Raw genomic sequence first — 16,974 nt, 5'->3', positions numbered from 1 at the left:
TCATGCACGCCGTGGCATACTTTAACGGTTGTCGCAACGGCCCCATCGTATAGCGGCCTAGTACGCCGCCCTCTCACGGCGGTAACGCGGGTTCGAATCCCGCTGGGGTCACCACCCAAGAAAACCCCCGGTCATGCCGGGGGTTTTCTGCATTTCCGGGCTCATTCGCTCCCGCGCAGCCAGTTCACCACGTACGCCGGCGCCGTGTCGGCGGCCTCCAGGGCGAACGCGACGTGGGAGCCGTCCATCCAGTACAGCTCGGAGCCGGCGATGCGCTCGTGGGCGTACTCGGCATTGACCGGCGGGACGTTCCTGTCCGAGCGGGCGTGCACGATCAGCGTCGGGCACCTGATGCGCGCCACCGGTGCGGGAGTGAACGGCATGAGGTCGTTGTCCAGCCCCTGGCGGCGCCGCGCCGCGCCGAGCGACGCCTGAAGCGTCACCTCCAGCGGCGCAATGCGGCCCGGAACGGCAGCGAGTGCCGCGGCGCGTCGGGCGACGATCTTGCCGCTGTCTATGCCGCTCATGCGGAGGAGGGCGGCCAGGGTCGTCTTCGGTGCATGGCGCAGCAGCCAGAGCTGCGCCTTGGCGAGACCGTCGCGTGCGGCGATGCGTACCGCCGCGCGCGGTATCCGGCCGGGAATGCACACGGCGTCCACTTGAACGAGGCGCGCCACCCGGTCGCGGTGGCGGGCTGCCAGTTCGTAGGCGGCGGGGCCGCCGCCGGAGAGCGCGAGCACGATGATGCTGTCGACGTCGAGCGCGTCCAGCAGTGCCGCGAGCGCGTCGCCCTGCTCGGCGAAGGTGCGGCCGCTCGCCAGCGGCGTCCCCAGGTACCCGGGTCTGCTCGGCGCGATGATGCGGAATCCGTTCACACGAAGGAACTCCGCGGAGACGAGTCCCTGATCCCACCCGCCGAGCGTGCCGTGGATGGACAGCACCGGCTCGCCATCCCCGCGTTCGGCATACTCGACCGGTCCCACCGCTGTCGTCACGGTCCGCGGCGACTCCGCCAGGCAGGCGCGAAGTTCGGCCGGCGTGGGAAGTCTGGGCGCGGTGGCCATGAATCCACTATCGCAACGCCGCCGCCTGTCGGCCAGAGTGTGGGTGGGTGCAATTGACGGAGGGGAGAGCGGATGCCGTGGCAGACACTCGCGCGGGTTGACGCGGCGAACCTCGTGCTCGACCACGCGGGGCAGGTGAACGTGTTCCTCATCGCCGGCGTCGCGGAACCCGGCGGTTTTCTCGGCGGGGACGGCTCCGTCGACCTCGCCCTGCTGCGCGCCGACCTCGCGGAGCGCGTCGTCGAGATCCCGGAACTGCGCCAAGTGCTCGCCACGGACCGGCGGGGTCGGCACGGCTGGAGCGACCGCGCCCCCGACCTGGATGCGCACGTTCGGCTGCTGCCGCCGTTGGCCGATCTCGGCGACCTGCAGCAGCGGTGCGCGCAGCTGATGAGCGAACCTTTGCCGCGCGATCGCCCGCTCTGGGAACTGCTGTTGCTGCCCGGCGCGGGCGCGGGGCGTGCCGCGTTCATCCTGCGCATCCACCACGCCATCGCAGACGGGGCAGCCGCCGTGCAGCTGGTCCGCCGGCTGTTCGCCGCGCCCGGAGCGCGGGATGCCGAGTCGCCGCCTGCCGTCGCGGACGACCGCAGTGCGACGCCCTGGGATGTACGCCGCGCGCTGGTCGCCCTGCGGCGCATCGTCGCCACCGTCGCCGGGCGTGGCACCGGGGCGACGGTGCTGACCGGCGAGCGCAGCGCGACCCACGGCGTCGCGTTCTGCCGGGCGGACGTTGCGACGCTTCGCGCACGCGGGGCGGAGCACGGCGCCACCGTGAACGATGTGCTGCTCTCGGCGGTCGCGGCCGGCTATCGGGCGCTGCTCACCGCGGATGGCCTGCCGGCACCTCGGGAAGTCACCGTCTCGATCCCGGTCGCGTTGGCCAGGCGCGGCGCCGCCCGCAACCAGGTCGGCGTCATGCTGGTCGCGCTCCCGCTGTCGGACATGACACCCGAGGCGCGACTGGCCGCCATCGCGGCACGGACCCGCCGTGAGAAGGTGCAGGCACGCGCGCAGGGAACCCTCGAACTGATGCGCGGCCCCATCGGCGCGCGGATCATGGACCGCGTCGCCGCGCGGCAGACGCTCGTCGACGGGTTCGTCACCGACGTCCCCGGGCCGCGGGGAGCCCTGAGCCTTGCCGGAGCACCCGTGCTGTCGGTGTGGCCGGTCGCGGTGCTCGCGGCGAACGTGCGGCTGGGCGTGGCCGCGGTCTCCTACCGTGGGTCGCTGTGGTGTGGCATCCACTTCGACGCCGGCCACGTCCACGGGGAGACGTTCGCCACTGCGATGCGCGCTGACTTGGCCGCTGCACCGCCCCCGACCCGCTGAGACCACACCTGGTCGCCGAGACCCTGGGAACTTCCCATCGTCTGGGCGACCAGCTGTGGTTTCACGGGGTGGGGGTGGGGGTGGGGTCCGCGGGCGGGGAGGGGGAGCGGCGGCGGCGGGCGATGCGGAGGGTGAGCCACACCAGCAGGGCCACCAGGGCGGCGACGGCGAGCCAGGGGAGGAGGAACCCCAGCGCGATGACGATGCCGTTGACTGTGGCGACCAGACCGTTCCAGCCTGCGGCCAGACCGTCGCCGAACCCGGCGGGATCGGCCTCGACCCGCTCGGGCGGCGTCACGATGCTCACCGACAGTGACGACAGCGCCACCTGCTGGTCGAGGTACTCCAGCTGCTGCTGCCACGACTCCAGTTCGGCCTGGCGCTCGGCGAGGGCGCTTTCGGCCGCGATCAGGTCGGCGAGCGACCCCGCCTGCGCCATCAGGTCGGTGAGGCGATCGACGGATGCCTGAGCCGACGCGATACGCGCACGCAGATCAACAGTCTGCGTGGTGACATCCTGCCGAGAGATCTGGGATGCGGTGACCGTGCCGTGCTCCGCCAGACCGGCGATCGTGCTCTGCAGTTCGTCGGCCGGAATGCGCACGCTGATCCAGGTGCCCGACGGGGGGTACGGGATCGTCGTGGTCATCTCCCGGATCACACCGCCGGTGGCGCCGGTGTCCACCGCGGCCCCTCCGATGCTCAGCGATTCGACGTAACCCCCGGATGCCTCTGCGGCGGCCGCGATCGCCTCGGCCGCGTCCCTGGCCGCACTGTCGGCGTCGGTCACCTCGAGGGTGGCAGTGGCGGTCGCGATCACCTCGCGCGCCGACCCCTCCACCGCCTGGACGTCGCCGCCGGAGGCTCCCACAGCAGCATCCGGTGCCGCCTCCGGAGCGATCCATTCGGGCATCGACTCCGCGCCCTCCCACGTCTCGGTCGTCGTGAAGTCGCCGGCTTCCATGGAGTCGCTCCCACTGGTCCCGCGCACGATGCCGCCGATCGACGGCGCGATAGCCGCCGCCACGACCACCACGACCGCGGCGGCGCCTCCGGCGATCCACCACCGGCCCCGCCGGGCGCGTCGGCGCCGGTCGGCTTCGTCGTCGGCGCGGCGCACCGCGGCGATCTCGCTGAAGACGGCATCCTCGATGCGCGTCACCGACGCGTCGCTCAGCTCGGGCAGCCCAGTGGGGTTCTCCGGCTTCCCAGTCGTGTCGTTCATGTGCTCTCCGTTCCGACCTCGGTCCGCAACCGGGTGCGGATGCGGGAGAGACGGTTGCGTACGACGCCGTGGCCGACACCCAGTTCCTCGGCTGCCGCCTGATAGGCGTATCCCTCTGCCGCGCACAGCCGGAAGATCTGCTGGTCCAGCGGCGTCAGCTCTGCCACGGCGGCGAGGATCCGGTCGGCGAGGTCCTGACCGATGACCTGCTGCTCCACGTCGACGGTGTCCGGCAGGTGCTGGTCCACCGCATCGGCGGTGTGCTCGCGGTCACGCCGCAGTCTGCGCACCCGGTTCGCTGCCTGGAAACGGCAGATCGTCACCAGCCAAGGCAGCAGCGAGGGCCCGGCCAACTGCAGGCCGGGGAGCTTGCGCCACGCCGCGAGGAACGTCTCCTGCGTGACGTCCTCGGCGTCGACGGCGGTACCCACCAGCCCGTGAGCGACCCAATACACCGGGCGCACGTACGCACGGTAAAGCGTGCGGAACGCCTGTTCCGATCCACCCGCGGCCAGCGTCACCAGTGCCGCGTCGCCCGGCTGCTCGCCCATGCGCGTCCTTTCGTCTCTCACCTGAGAAGTGTCAGCCCGCGCCCGATCGTCTCATGCGGGCTGCCACCGAGCGCCGCGCCTGTATCCTTGTCCGAGCGAGAGGGAGTATCCCGATCTCGCGCGTCCGTCATCACGGGTCCCAATCGAGTGACCCCGGGCGCGCGCCGCAGCCTGCGGGGGAGAGACTTTCGGCCATCTACCGCACCCCTCCGAAAGGCTCCCATGGGCTTCGAGATCCCCGTCTGGTTCGAGATCAGCGCGTTCATCGTGCTGCTCACGATCCTCATCGCCGATCTGCTTCTGATCATCAAGCGCCCGCACATCCCCTCGGCGAAGGAGTCGACGCTGTGGGTGGTGTTCTACGTAGGGCTGGCGATCGCCTTCGCCTTCGTGCTGTTCGCCGTCACCGGCAGCGGGGACGTGACCGGGCAGTTCGTCGCCGGCTGGCTCACCGAGTACAGCCTGTCGATCGACAACCTCTTCGTCTTCGTGCTGATCATGGGCCAGTTCGCGGTGCCCCGGCAGTACCAGCAGAAGGTGCTGATGGTCGGCATCATCATCGCGCTGATCCTGCGCGGCATCTTCATCCTGCTCGGCGCCGTGATCATCGAGCAGTTCCTGCCGATCTTCTACCTGTTCGGCGCGTTCCTCATCTACACCGCCTGGAAGCAGGCCTTCCCCGCCAAGGAGCATGAGGACGAGATCAAGAAGGAGAGCGCCATCGTGCGCCTCCTGCGCCGCCGCGTCGACATCAGCGAGGAGTACGACGGCGCCAAGGTGCGCACGGTCGTCGGGGGCAAGAAGATCTTCACCCCGATGATCATCGTGTTCGTCGCCATCGGCATGACCGACCTGCTGTTCGCGCTGGACTCGATCCCCGCGATCTTCGGTATCACGCAGGACCCGTTCATCGTCTTCACCGCGAACATCTTCGCGCTGATGGGGCTGCGTCAGCTGTACTTCCTGCTCGGCGGGCTGCTGGATCGCCTCCGCTACCTGCACTACGGCATCGCGTTCATCCTCGCCTTCATCGGCGTGAAGCTCATCTTCCACGCCATGCATGAGAACGAGCTGCCCTTCATCAACGGCGGCGAGCACATCTCGTGGGTGCCCGACATCTCCACCTGGATGTCGCTGGGTGTCATCATCGCCTCCATGACGGTGGCCACGGTCGCCAGCCTCATCGCGTCGTCCCGCGACCGCAAGGCGCAGACTCCGCAGGCGGCGGCAGCGGCGGTGGCTCACGAGCACCGCACGCCCGCGACGGTCGAGGAGCCGGACGCGCACGCCACGCACCCGGCGGCGGAACGCCCGGACGAGCCCACCGGTCACTGAACCGGAGAGCGATCCGCACGGTGCTAATGTGGGCCCGTGCGGATCGCTCGGCTTCTCCTTAGCAGCCGCGACGAGGCCTCGTTCTGAGCCCCTCCTCGTCGCGGAGTTCGTGGCGGGCTTGATCCGGTTCGCAAGGAGAACGAGATAGTCATGAGCACACCCGCAGCGACGATCCCCGATCGCCCCCGCACCCTCCCCGAGAAGGTGTGGGATGACCACGTGGTGGTCAAGGGCGAAGACGGCGCACCCGACCTCATCTACATCGACCTGCACCTCGTGCACGAGGTGACCAGCCCGCAGGCCTTCTCGGGTCTCCGCGCCGAGGGCCGCCCGGTACGGCGCCTGGACCTCACCATCGCCACCGAGGACCACAACACCCCGACGCTGGAGATCGACAAGCCCATCGTCGATCTGACCAGCCGCACGCAGATCGAAACCCTCCGCCGCAATGCGGAGGAATTCGGCGTCCGCCTGCATTCGCTCGGTGACAAGGAACAGGGCATCGTCCACGTGGTCGGGCCGCAGCTCGGGCTCACCATGCCGGGAATCACCGTCGTGTGCGGCGATTCCCACACCTCCACGCACGGCGCGTTCGGCGCCATGGCGTTCGGCATCGGCACGAGCGAGGTGGAGCATGTGTTGGCCACCCAGACGCTGCCGCTGAAGCCATTCAAGACGATGGCGATCACCGTCGAGGGCGACCTGAAGCCCGGCGTCACGGCGAAGGACATCATCCTCGCCGTCATTGCGAAGATCGGCACCAACGGGGGACAGGGCTACGTCCTCGAGTTCCGCGGCAGTGCGATCCGCGCCCTCTCGATGGAGGGGCGGATGACCATCTGCAACATGTCGATCGAAGCCGGCGCTCGCGCCGGCATGGTTGCACCCGACGAAACCACGTTCGCCTACCTCAAGGGCCGCCCGCACGCGCCGCAGGGTCAGGATTGGGACGACGCCGTGGCGTACTGGCGAACGCTGCCCGGCGACGAGGGCGCCGTGCACGATGCCGAGGTGTTCCTCGACGCGGACTCGCTGGAACCCTTCGTGACGTGGGGCACCAACCCGGGCCAGGGCGTGTCGCTCAGCGACGTCGTGCCTTCCCCGGAGGACTTCGCCGACCCCAACGACCAGGCCGCCGCCCGCCGCGCTCTGGAGTACATGGACCTGGTCCCCGGTACGCCGCTGAAGGACGTGCCGGTGGATGCCGTCTTCATGGGCTCCTGCACCAACAGCCGCATCGAGGACCTGCGTGCCTTCGCGTCGATCGTGCGCGGCAGGACGAAGGCCGAGGGCGTTCGCGTCATGGTGGTGCCCGGTTCCGCCCGGGTGCGCCTGGAGGCCGAGGCCGAGGGCCTGGACCAGGTGTTCCTCGGCTTCGGTGCCGAGTGGCGCTTCGCAGGCTGCTCCATGTGCCTGGGGATGAATCCCGACCAGCTCTCCCCGGGGGAGCGCTGCGCATCCACGAGCAACCGCAACTTCGAGGGCAGGCAGGGCAAGGGCGGGCGCACCCACCTCGTCTCGCCGCTGGTGGCCGCCGCCACCGCCGTGCTCGGGCGACTCGCCAGCCCCAGCGATCTGCCGGTATCGGCCGGAGTGGAGGCCTGACATGGAGAAATTCACCACCCACACCGGCGTCGCCGCAGCGCTCACCCGCTCTGCCGTCGACACCGACCAGATCATCCCCGCGGTGTATCTGAAGCGGGTCACGAAGACCGGTTTCGAAGACGCACTGTTTGCGAACTGGCGCCAGGACCCCGACTTCGTGCTCAACCAGCCCGCGTTCGCAGGTGCCTCGATCCTCGTCGCCGGTGCCGACTTCGGTACCGGGTCCAGCCGCGAGCACGCCGTGTGGGCGCTGCGCGACTACGGGTTCCAGGTGGTGCTGAGCCCCAAGTTCGCCGACATCTTCCGTGGCAACGCGGGCAAGCAGGGCCTGGTTACAGGTGTCATCTCGGAGAGCGATCTCGAGGCCGTGTGGGCGCAGATCGCCGCGCAGCCCGGCATCGAGATGACCGTCGACCTCGTAGCACGAACGGCGCGAATCGGCGACCTCAGCCTTCCCTTCGAGATCGATGATTACACTAGATGGCGCCTGCTCGAAGGTCTGGATGACATCGGGCTGACGCTGCGCGACGAGGCTGCGATCGCGCAGTTCGAAGCCCGCCGCGAGGCATGGCGCCCGCGGACCCTCCCGGTCCGGTAGCAATCAAGTGAGGTCCACCGCATGAAGTCACTCCCCAGCGAGAACCGGTCGGCGACGAAGGAGTCGGAAGGGCTAGCGCAGGGACTGACAGGAGACTCCATCGCAATCCGCGGCGGCCGTCCTCTGGTCGGCCGTGTCGATGTCAAGGGTGCGAAGAACCTCGCCACGAAGGCCATGGTCGCCTCGCTCCTGGGCGAGAGCGTCAGCGTGCTGCGCGACGTCCCCGACATCAGCGACGTCGGCGTGGTCCGCTCGCTGCTCGAAGTGCACGGTGTGCGCGTCGATGACGGCGACGAGCCGGGAAGCCTCGTGTTCGATCCCAGCGACGCCAAGTCGGCGCACTTCGAGGAGATCGACGCACACGCCGGATCCTCGCGCATCCCGATCCTGTTCTGCGGCCCGCTGCTGCACCTGCTGGGGCAGGCGTTCATCCCCGACCTCGGTGGATGCCGCATCGGCGACCGCCCCATCAATTTCCACCTCGATGCGCTCCGGAAGTTCGGCGCGATCGTGGAGAAGCAGCCCAGCGGCATCCGTCTGTCCGCTCCGAACGGTCTGCACGGCGCCGACATCGAGCTGCCCTACCCGAGCGTCGGCGCCACCGAGCAGGTGCTGCTGACTGCGGTGCGGGCCAAGGGCACCACGGAGCTGCGCAACGCCGCGATCGAACCCGAGATCATGGATCTCATCGGCGTGCTGCAGAAGATGGGCGCCATCATCTCCTACGAGCCGAACCGCGTCATCTTCATCGAAGGCGTCGACTCGCTCTCGGGCTTCGACCACCGCAGCATCTTCGACCGCAACGAAGCCGCCTCCTGGGCGAGCGCGGCGCTGGCCACAGACGGCGACATCTTCGTCGGCGGAGCACGCCAGCAGGACATGCTGACGTTCCTCAACATCTTCCGCAAGGCCGGCGGCGCGTTCGACATCGCCGAGAACGGCATCCGCTTCTACCGCGGCGGCCCCCTCAAGCCCGTCGTGGTGGAAACCGACGTGCACCCCGGCTTCATGACGGACTGGCAGCAGCCGCTCATCGTCGCGCTCACGCAGGCCAACGGCACCTCCGTCGTGCACGAGACGGTGTACGAGAATCGCTTCGGCTTCACCGAGGCACTCGTGAAGATGGGCGCCGACATCGTCGTGCACCCGCAGGGGCTGGAAGGCGAGTACCGCCGGGTCCCGCGCCGCGCGCTCGAGCAGGCCGCAGTCATCACCGGACCCACGCCGCTGCACGGCGCCGAGATCGTGGTGCCCGACCTCCGAGGCGGCTACAGCCACGTCATCGCCGCGCTGGCAGCCGAAGGCGAATCGATCGTGCACAACGTCGGAATCATCCGCCGCGGGTACGAGAACCTCTTCGACAAGCTGCAGGCGCTGGGCGCCGACTTCGACGTCATCGGCTGACCGTGGCCGCATCCCGCAAGCGCCGCGCGTCCGCCGAGAAGCGCCGGCCCAGCATGTTCTGGCCGCTGGCCGGCATCGTCGTGCCGGTGGCGAGCATCTTCGCGAAGATCGAAGTCAGCGGGGGTGAGCACCTTCCCGAGGAGGGCGCGTACGTCCTCGCGCCCAACCACTACAGCGAGATCGACCCGGTCATCGTCGCCGTCGCGACGTGGCGGCTGGGACGGGCGCCGAGCTTCATGGCCAAGGAAAGCCTGTTCCGCATCCCGGTGCTGGGTTGGGCGCTGCGCGCCACCGGCATGATCCCCGTTGCCCGCTCCGCCTCCGCCGCCAGCGCGAAGCAGACGATCCAGACCGCCGAGCAGCTCATCGCCTCGGGCCGCGGCGTGATCGTCTACCCCGAAGGCACCCTCACCCGGGACCCGGAGCTGTGGCCCATGCGCGGCAAGACCGGCGCCGTGCGCGTCGCGCTGGCCGGCGGCCTGCCGGTGGTCCCGATGGCCACGTGGGGTGTGCAGCAGATCATGCCCCGCTACGGCAAGCTGAGTCTGTGGCCGCTGCGCAAGCGTGTGAAGGTGCTGCTCGGTCCTCCCGTGGACCTGTCGGCCTATCAGGGACGTGCCGCGCAGCAGTCGGCGCTGGTCGAGGCGACCGACGTCGTCATGGCGCGCATCGCCGAGTTGCAGGGGGAGTTGCGCGGTCAGACGCCTCCGCTGGAACGGTGGAACCCGTCGGACCACGGGCAGAGGGAGACAGGGCGCCTTGAGTCGTAGACCCGATGCCGGAGCTCCGCGCGTCGCCGTGATCGGCGCCGGCAGCTGGGGAACCACCTTCGGCAAGATCCTCGCCGACGGCGGCGCACACGTGGTGATGTGGGCACGCCGACCGGAGCTGGCCCACGAGATCGACCAGGCCAAGCGCAACAGCCAGTACCTGCCCGGCATCAACCTGCCGCGCGGCATGTCAGCGACCCACCACCTGTCCGAGGCCCTGGACGGCGCCACGCAGGTGTACCTGTCGATCCCCAGCCAGACCGCCCGGCAGAACCTCAAGGCGCTGCGCCCGCTGGTGGCCGGCAGCGACGTGCCGATCGTGTCGCTCATGAAGGGCGTCGAGAAGCGCACCGGCCTGCGGATGAGCCAGGTCATCGAGCAGGAACTGCACTGCGACCCGTCACGGATCGCCGTGGCATCCGGGCCGAACCTCGCCTTGGAGATCGCCCGCGAGCAGCCCACCGCCGCCGTCATCTCCTCGACCAGCCAGGAGACCGCCGATGCGGTGGCACGCCGCGCACGCAACCGCTACTTCCGCACGTTCGTGAACACCGATGTGATCGGGACGGAGTTCGGCGGGGTACTGAAGAACCTCATCGCGGTGGCCATCGGTATCGTCGACGGCGTCGGGTACGGCGAGAACACCAAGGCATCCATCATCACCCGGGGCCTGGTGGAGATGACCGACTTCGCCGTCGCGCAGGGCGCCCATCCCGAGACGCTGCAGGGCCTGGCAGGGCTCGGCGACCTGATCGCCACCTGCCAGTCGCCGCTGAGCCGCAACAACACCGCCGGGCGGCTGCTCGGGCAGGGCTACAGCTACCAGGACGTCGTGAAGCAGATGGACCAGACCGCAGAGGGTCTGGGCTCGGTCGCACCGATCCTGCAGCTGGCGCGCGAGGCCGGCATCGTCATGCCGATCGTCGAGCAGGTCAAGATGGTGCTCGACGGCACGATGCATCCCCGTGACATCGCCCCCCACTTGACGACAGACGACGACCAGCCCCAGGGCGAGAGGACGCAGAATGAACAAGCCGGCGGTGGCGGTGCTCTTTGGAGGTCGCTCCAGCGAGCACTCGATCAGCTCCGCAACGGCGGGAGGCGTCCTTCGGGCAATCGATCGTGACCGCTACCGGGTGATACCCATCGGGATCACCCGCGACGGCGCGTTCGTGCTGGAAGACGACGACCCAGAGAAGTTCTCCCTCGCCCACGGCAGGTTGCCCGAGGTCGTCGACAACGGCACCCGCGTTCGCTGGCCCGACTCGACGCTCTCCCGTGAACTTCGGGTGGTGGATGCCTCCGGCACAGAGCGCAGCCTCGGTGACGTGGACGTGGTCTTCCCGATCCTGCACGGCAAGTTCGGCGAGGACGGCACGATCCAGGGGATGCTGGAACTGCTGGACCTGCCGTACGTCGGCGGTGGTGTGCTCATGTCGGCGATCGGCATGGACAAGCACGTGACCAAGAGCATCCTGCAGTCCGCCGGTGTGCCGGTGGTGCCGTGGCGACGGGTCACCCGCGCCGACCTCCGGTACGACCGGGCGCTGTGGGACCAGCGGGTGCGTTCACTCGGGCTTCCGGTATTCGTGAAGCCCAACCGCGCCGGATCCAGCGTGGGCGTGTCGAAGGTTGAGAACTGGGCTGACCTGGACGCTGCGCTCGAGGTGGCGTTCGCCGAGGACTCGAGCGTGCTCGTGGAGCAGGCTGTGGTCGGGCGCGAGATCGAGTGCGGCGTGCTGCCCGGCCGTGACGGCGGACCGGTGCGGGTGAGCGTGGCGGGCGAGATCGTCGTCACCGGGCGGGCGTTCTACGACTTCGATGCGAAATACCTCGATGCCCCCGGCGTGGAGCTGGTGTGCCCCGCGACGCTCTTCGACGGCGAACTCGCCGAGATGCAGCGGATCGCCGCGCGTGCCTTCGAGGCGCTCGGCGGCGAAGGCCTCGCACGCGTTGATTTCTTCTACACCGGGACCGAGTTCTTCGTGAACGAGGTGAACACCATGCCCGGCTTCACGCCGATCTCGATGTTCCCCAAGTGCTGGATCGCCTCCGGGATGACCTATCCCGAGCTAATCACCGAGCTGATCGAGCTGGCCCGCGCGACCCGGTGACGTCCCGGTGCGGGGCGTCAGCCGAGCAGCTCCGACGTCGCGGTGCACTCGCGATCGCGCGGCAGCGTGTCGACGATGTACGGCGCGAACTGGTCCAGCACATAGCCGGGATCGAGCCGGTCATTGTCGACGAAGACCTCGACGGCGGGGGCTCGGCCATAGGTCGTGATGCGCAAGCGGGGCCGGTCGGTGTCGTCGACGATCCAGTCGACGCCGTTGATCGTGATGCACTTGGCCACGGAGGGACCGGGAGGCGTCACACCGCAACTGAGGATGACCGCCGTCGGGTCACCCCACGCCGCGGTGGCCTGTGCGTCGGTCCAGCGGCGCGCCTGGCCGTCGATGGAATCGGGCAGTCGCACCATGACCTCTGCGCACAGCGGATCGTTGGCCTCGTCGGCGGCGGTCAGCGACACCGAGGTCGTGCAGCCTGCCAGGGCGGTGACCGCGAGGAGTGCGGCTGCGAGAGCGGCGATGGCGCGGGGGCGGGACACCCTTCCAGGGTAATCGCCCGCGTCCGGCGCGAGCGCCGCCGGACGCGCGCGGGTACGGTGGAGCGGTGACAGACGCGCCCGACCCGACCGTGGGCGAGATCGGTGAGAGCCGGATTCTGCGGGAGATCTTCGCCGTCCTCGCCGGCTCCTCGCAGGCGCTGGTCGGCCCCGGCGACGACGCCGCGGTCCTGGCGGTTCCCGACGGCCGGGTCGTGGTGACCACCGACACCCTCGTGCACGGTCCCGACTTCCGCCTGGCATGGTCCGGCGGCGAGGACCTCGGCTGGAAGGCCGCCGCGGTGAACCTCGCCGACATCGCGGCGATGGGGGCGCGCCCGGTTGCGCTGTTCGTCGCCCTCGCGATGCCCGCCGACACGCGCCTGACGTTCGTCCGCGACCTGGCCACCGGGCTGCGGGCGGCCTGTGACGCGCTGGCACCAGGCTGCGCGGTCGAGGGCGGCGACCTGACCATCTCGGACACCCTGACCATCGCGGTGACCGCCGTGGGCATGCTGGACGGCGGCGAGCCCGTCCGGCGCTCCGGCGCGCGACCCGGCGATACCGTGGCCCTCGCCGGTGAGGCGGGAATGGCCGCCGCCGGCCTGCGGCTGCTGTTCGCCCGTTTCCGCAGCACCGACGGCGAGGCGATCGCTGTGCCTCGCAACAGGCTCACTCCGCAGGAGACGGCCGCCCTCGACGCGCAGCTGCGCCCCCGGCCGCCCATTGCCCTCGGCGTGCAGGCCGCGGCCGCCGGCGCGACGGCGATGATGGACGTATCAGACGGGCTCGCGCTGGACGCGCGGCGGCTGGCTGCGGCATCCGGGGTCACGCTCGCGCTGTCCGCGGCCGCGCTCGGAGGCGACCCGATCGCTGCGCTGGAGGGCGGCGAGGACCACGCGCTGCTGGCGGCCTTCCCGCCGGAGGCGGCTCTGCCGGAGGGCTTCCGCTCTATCGGGGTCGTGCAGCAGCCCGGCGGGCATCCGCTCCTCGTCGACGGCGCGCCCTATGACGGACCGGGCGGGTGGGATCCCTACCGCGACTGGGATCGCCGCAGCGGCTGAGTCATTCGGCGGTGGCCCACCACAGCGTCGTGTCGCCGTAGCGCTTGTCGCGGGCGTGCACGAGCCCTGCGGGCAGCGTGGGCTGAGGCGACCGGCGCGCCCGCTCGATGACGACGGTGGCGTCGGATGCCAGCCGCGGCACGAGCAGCGCGAGGGTCTGTGCCAGTTCCGCATCGCCCACGTCATACGGGGGATCCAGGAACACCAGGTCGAAAGTGTCGCTTCCCGAGCGCAGGAACGTGTCGACGCTGGCGCGGTGCACCCGCCACGACGCTGCCCCTCCGACGGCTTTCGCGACCGCCCCGGCGTTGCGCTGCGCCGTCGTCGCGGCGCGCGGGGCCTTCTCCACGAGATCGACCGACGCCGCTCCGCGGCTCAACGCCTCCAGGCCCAGCGCGCCGGACCCGGCGTACAGATCCAGCACGCGCGCGCCCAGCACCACGTCGGCTGCTTCGAGTGCGCTGAACAGCGCCTCGCGGACGCGGTCGCTCGTGGGGCGGGTACCGGCGTCGGGGACGACGAGCGTGAGGGATCCGGCGGCGCCGGAAATGATGCGTGTCACACCTTCACGCTACCGGCGCCGTCGACTCGTCACGCAGTCGCGGTTCGGTGCGCAGCTCCGGACGCAGTCCCGACTTGTCGGCGTAGAAGGCGCGGATGCGGTCCATGTCGGCCCGCACATCGCCGGTGAGATCTACGGTGATGCCCAACCCTGCCGTCATCGTGGTGCGGTCGATGTACCCGAGCGTGACGGGCATGCTTGCATCGCGGGCGATGCGGTAGAAACCCGACTTCCAGTACTCGCCCGCGCCACGGGTGCCCTCGGGCGTCACGACGAGCCCGAAGACCTCGCCGGCGTGCACGCGCGTCACGACTTCGTCGACCACGTGTCGGGGGTCGTCTCGGTCGACCTCGATCCCGCCGAGCGCGCGCATGATCGGCCCGCGCCAGCCTCGGAAAAGACTCTTCTTGCCGAGCCACCGCGCCGGGATGCCCAACCGCCAGGCGATCGCGAGCATGATGACGAAATCCCAGTTGGAGGTGTGGGGCGCGCCGATCAGGACGGAGGGGCGGTCGGGTGCCGGAGTGGTGACGAGTCGCCACCGGCTGAGTGCCCAATAGGCGCGTGCGATGGAGCGTCTGATCACCTGCCCACATTACGGTGCGGCGCCTGAGGGATCCCTCAGCGCGGAGGGTGTCGGACGCGCGCCATAGAATCGCAGGCATGGTGTCGCTCGAGTCGCGTCTGCAAGCGGCGGTCGGCGACAAAACCGCAAAACTGCTGGAACGCGCCTTCGGCATGCAGACGGTCGGCGACCTGCTCGCCCACTATCCGCGCCGCTACGCCAAGCGCGGCGAGCTGACCCCCATCGACTCGTTGCCGCTGGGGGAGCAGGTGACGATCGTCGCCGAGGTGCGCTCAGCGACCGAGCGGCGCATGCGCAACCGGCCGGGAGTGATCCTGGAAGTGGTCATCAGCGACGGGCAGGGCGCGCTCGTGCTCACCTTCTTCAATCAGAAGTGGCGCGCGAACGAACTCGTACCAGGCAGGCGCGGCATCTTCTCCGGCAAGGTCGGCCTCTACAAGGGCGTGCAGCAGTTCGCGCACCCCGACTACGAGCTGTTCGAGGATGAGGCCGAGGGCCGCCTGCAGGCGCAGACGCGGTCGACCGAGCCGGTTCCCATCTACCCCGCGACCAGCACCGTGGCCAGCTGGCAGGTGAAGAAGACCGTCGACACCGTCCTGGACATGCTCGACGAGGTGCCCGACCCGCTGCCGGAGTCGTTCCGCACGGCACTGCACCTGCTCGACGCCCGCACGGCGCTGGAGCGCATCCACCGCCCGGAGACCTTCGAGCAGATCGGGCAGGCGCAGGAGACGCTGCGCACGCATGAGGCGTTCGTGCTGCAGGCGGCGCTGCTGCAGCAGCGGGAGCAGGTGCGAGCGCTGGCTGCCACGTCGCGCCCCGCCCGCGCCGACGGACTGCTTGCCCGCTTCGACGCGGGGCTGCCCTTCCCACTCACGCCGGATCAGCTCAGCGTGGGGGAGCGCATCGCCGCCGATCTGGAAGGCGCGTGGCCGATGAACCGGCTCGTGCAGGGCGAGGTCGGCTCCGGGAAGACCCTCGTGGCGCTGCGGGCCATGCTGCAGGTCGCCGAGACCGGTGGACAGGCCGCCCTCATCGCACCGACCGAGGTGCTCGCGGGCCAGCACGTGCGCTCCATCGCCCGCATGCTCGGCCCCAAGCTGGCGCCGGAACTCATGCCGACGCTGCTGACCGGCCAGATGACCGCAGCGGAGCGGCGCAAAGCCGCGCTGCGCGTCGCATCAGGTCAGGCGCGCATCGTCGTGGGCACCCACGCGCTGCTGAGCGCCTCGACGACGTTCGCCGAGCTGGGCCTGGTCGTCATCGACGAGCAGCACCGTTTCGGGGTGGAGCAGCGTGAGACGCTCCGGGCCAAGGGCACCGCGCCGCACGTGCTGGTGCTGACGGCGACTCCCATTCCGCGCACCGTCGCGATGACGGTCTTCGGCGACCTCGACGTGTCGACCATCCGCACCATGCCGGCCGGGCGCGCCGGCATCTCCACGTTCGTCGCTCCCCTCGCCGAGAAGCCGGGGTGGTTCGCGCGGGTGTGGGAACGCATCGCCGAAGAGGTGGCTGCCGGGCATCAGGCGTTCGTCGTGTGCGCGGCCATCGACGCCGAAGCAGCGGTGAAGGACGACACCGCCGACGAGCCGGCCGGCCCGGGGGAGGGAGCGCCGGAACGCACCCGCTGGGGCGTCGTGCAGGTGCAGGAACTGCTGGCGCAGCATCCCGCTTACGACAATCTCCGCGTCGCGATCCTGCACGGGCGGATGCCGGGGGAGGAGAAGGATGCCGTAATGCAGGCGTTCGCGCGCGGCGACATCGACGTGCTGGTGGCGACGACCGTGATCGAGGTCGGTGTCGACGTGCCCAACGCCTCCACCATGGTCATCCTCGAGGCCGACCGGTTCGGGGTGTCGCAGCTGCACCAGCTGCGCGGTCGCGTCGGCCGCGGCTCGGTCCCGGGACTGTGTCTCCTCGTCACCGAGGCGACCGCGTACAGCCCGGCGCGCGAGCGGGTGGAAGCGGTCGCTGCGACGACCGACGGATTCGAACTCGCCGAGGTGGACCTCGAGCTGCGCGGCGAGGGCGACGTGCTCGGCGACGCCCAATCCGGCGCCCGGTCCTCGCTGCGGCTGCTGCGGGTGGTCAAGGATGCCGACCTCATCGCGATCGCCCGGCAGGAGGCGGAGCGGGTGCTCGCGGAGGACCCGACGCTGCGGCATCATCCCGGCCTGGTCGCCTCGATCGATCGGCGTCTCGACCAGGAGGAACGCGCGGCGCTGGCCAAGAGCTGACCGGTGTCAGGGAGCTGGTGTCGGCGGCTATAC

16 protein-coding genes and 1 tRNA gene are annotated in these 16,974 nt (G+C 70.0%); 11 read left to right on the top strand and 6 right to left on the bottom strand.

What is annotated here, in order from left to right; translation table 11 throughout:
* The first annotated feature begins 38 nt into the window (after positions 1-38).
* Positions 39-114: transfer RNA gene (locus NQ151_RS02690), tRNA-Glu, on the top strand.
* 47 nt (positions 115-161) lie between these two features.
* Here the strand turns inward: NQ151_RS02690 and NQ151_RS02685 are convergent.
* Complete coding sequence (locus NQ151_RS02685) at positions 162-1,064, bottom strand: alpha/beta fold hydrolase (RefSeq protein ID WP_257508718.1); 903 nt, start codon at positions 1,062-1,064, stop codon at positions 162-164.
* Positions 1,065-1,136: 72 nt separating this feature from the next.
* On the opposite strand from NQ151_RS02685, the gene NQ151_RS02680 reads away from it, so the two are divergent.
* The gene (locus tag NQ151_RS02680) at positions 1,137-2,396 is read left to right on the top strand and encodes a wax ester/triacylglycerol synthase domain-containing protein (RefSeq protein ID WP_257508719.1); all 1,260 of its coding nucleotides are present in this window, start codon (positions 1,137-1,139) and stop codon (positions 2,394-2,396) included.
* Positions 2,397-2,457: 61 nt separating this feature from the next.
* On the opposite strand, the gene NQ151_RS02675 is transcribed toward NQ151_RS02680, so the two are convergent.
* Complete coding sequence (locus tag NQ151_RS02675) at positions 2,458-3,621, bottom strand: DUF4349 domain-containing protein (protein WP_257526935.1); 1,164 nt, start codon at positions 3,619-3,621, stop codon at positions 2,458-2,460.
* A complete protein-coding gene (locus tag NQ151_RS02670) occupies positions 3,618-4,172 on the bottom strand; it encodes an RNA polymerase sigma factor (RefSeq protein WP_257509941.1) in 555 nt (184 codons plus the stop codon). Before NQ151_RS02670 ends, NQ151_RS02675 begins: the two co-directional genes overlap by 4 nt.
* A 222-nt stretch (positions 4,173-4,394) precedes the next feature.
* Here NQ151_RS02670 and NQ151_RS02665 point away from each other — a divergent pair, with 222 nt between their 5' ends.
* The 7 genes from NQ151_RS02665 to NQ151_RS02635 all read left to right on the top strand — a co-directional run bounded on the left by NQ151_RS02665 (position 4,395) and on the right by NQ151_RS02635 (position 11,998).
* The gene (locus tag NQ151_RS02665) at positions 4,395-5,507 is read left to right on the top strand and encodes a TerC family protein (protein ID WP_257509545.1); all 1,113 of its coding nucleotides are present in this window, start codon (positions 4,395-4,397) and stop codon (positions 5,505-5,507) included.
* 150 nt (positions 5,508-5,657) lie between these two features.
* Complete coding sequence (gene leuC / locus NQ151_RS02660; protein WP_257509546.1) at positions 5,658-7,112, top strand: 3-isopropylmalate dehydratase large subunit; 1,455 nt, start codon at positions 5,658-5,660, stop codon at positions 7,110-7,112.
* A gap of 1 nt (position 7,113) precedes the next feature.
* On the top strand, positions 7,114-7,710 hold the full coding sequence (leuD, locus tag NQ151_RS02655) for a 3-isopropylmalate dehydratase small subunit (RefSeq protein ID WP_257509547.1): 597 nt from the start codon (positions 7,114-7,116) through the stop codon (positions 7,708-7,710).
* Between the two features lie 21 nt (positions 7,711-7,731).
* Positions 7,732-9,114 (top strand): UDP-N-acetylglucosamine 1-carboxyvinyltransferase, encoded by a 1,383-nt coding sequence (gene murA, locus NQ151_RS02650; RefSeq protein ID WP_257509548.1) that lies wholly within the window; start codon positions 7,732-7,734, stop codon positions 9,112-9,114.
* Positions 9,115-9,167: 53 nt separating this feature from the next.
* Positions 9,168-9,884, top strand: a complete 717-nt coding sequence (locus NQ151_RS02645; protein WP_257509942.1) for a lysophospholipid acyltransferase family protein — start codon at positions 9,168-9,170, stop codon at positions 9,882-9,884.
* Positions 9,874-11,010, top strand: a complete 1,137-nt coding sequence (locus NQ151_RS02640) for an NAD(P)H-dependent glycerol-3-phosphate dehydrogenase (protein WP_257509549.1) — start codon at positions 9,874-9,876, stop codon at positions 11,008-11,010. The genes NQ151_RS02645 and NQ151_RS02640 overlap by 11 nt, the downstream gene beginning before the upstream one ends.
* Entirely contained in the window at positions 10,910-11,998 is a 1,089-nt protein-coding gene (locus tag NQ151_RS02635; protein ID WP_257526934.1) for a D-alanine--D-alanine ligase family protein, read from the top strand. The genes NQ151_RS02640 and NQ151_RS02635 overlap by 101 nt, the downstream gene beginning before the upstream one ends.
* Positions 11,999-12,015: 17 nt before the next feature.
* On the opposite strand, the gene NQ151_RS02630 is transcribed toward NQ151_RS02635, so the two are convergent.
* The gene (locus NQ151_RS02630; RefSeq protein WP_257509551.1) at positions 12,016-12,492 is read right to left on the bottom strand and encodes a DUF3515 family protein; all 477 of its coding nucleotides are present in this window, start codon (positions 12,490-12,492) and stop codon (positions 12,016-12,018) included.
* Between the two features lie 65 nt (positions 12,493-12,557).
* Here NQ151_RS02630 and thiL point away from each other — a divergent pair, with 65 nt between their 5' ends.
* Positions 12,558-13,553: a thiamine-phosphate kinase gene (gene thiL, locus NQ151_RS02625; protein ID WP_257526933.1), complete on the top strand. Its 996-nt coding sequence runs from the start codon at positions 12,558-12,560 to the stop codon at positions 13,551-13,553.
* A 1-nt stretch (position 13,554) separates the two neighbouring features.
* Here the strand turns inward: thiL and rsmD are convergent, their stop codons facing one another.
* Complete coding sequence (gene rsmD / locus NQ151_RS02620) at positions 13,555-14,115, bottom strand: 16S rRNA (guanine(966)-N(2))-methyltransferase RsmD (RefSeq protein ID WP_257509553.1); 561 nt, start codon at positions 14,113-14,115, stop codon at positions 13,555-13,557.
* A gap of 4 nt (positions 14,116-14,119) precedes the next feature.
* A complete protein-coding gene (locus tag NQ151_RS02615) occupies positions 14,120-14,701 on the bottom strand; it encodes a 1-acyl-sn-glycerol-3-phosphate acyltransferase (protein ID WP_257509554.1) in 582 nt (193 codons plus the stop codon).
* A 77-nt stretch (positions 14,702-14,778) separates the two neighbouring features.
* Here NQ151_RS02615 and NQ151_RS02610 point away from each other — a divergent pair, with 77 nt between their 5' ends.
* A complete protein-coding gene (locus NQ151_RS02610) occupies positions 14,779-16,941 on the top strand; it encodes an ATP-dependent DNA helicase RecG (RefSeq protein ID WP_257526932.1) in 2,163 nt (720 codons plus the stop codon).
* Positions 16,942-16,974 lie beyond the last annotated feature (33 nt).

Source organism: Microbacterium sp. zg-YB36 (genome assembly GCF_024623575.2).
In the GTDB taxonomy this organism is placed as follows: domain Bacteria; phylum Actinomycetota; class Actinomycetes; order Actinomycetales; family Microbacteriaceae; genus Microbacterium.
The sequence above is the reverse complement of the archived record's forward strand: the minus strand, read 5'-3'. Positions and strand labels throughout refer to the sequence as shown.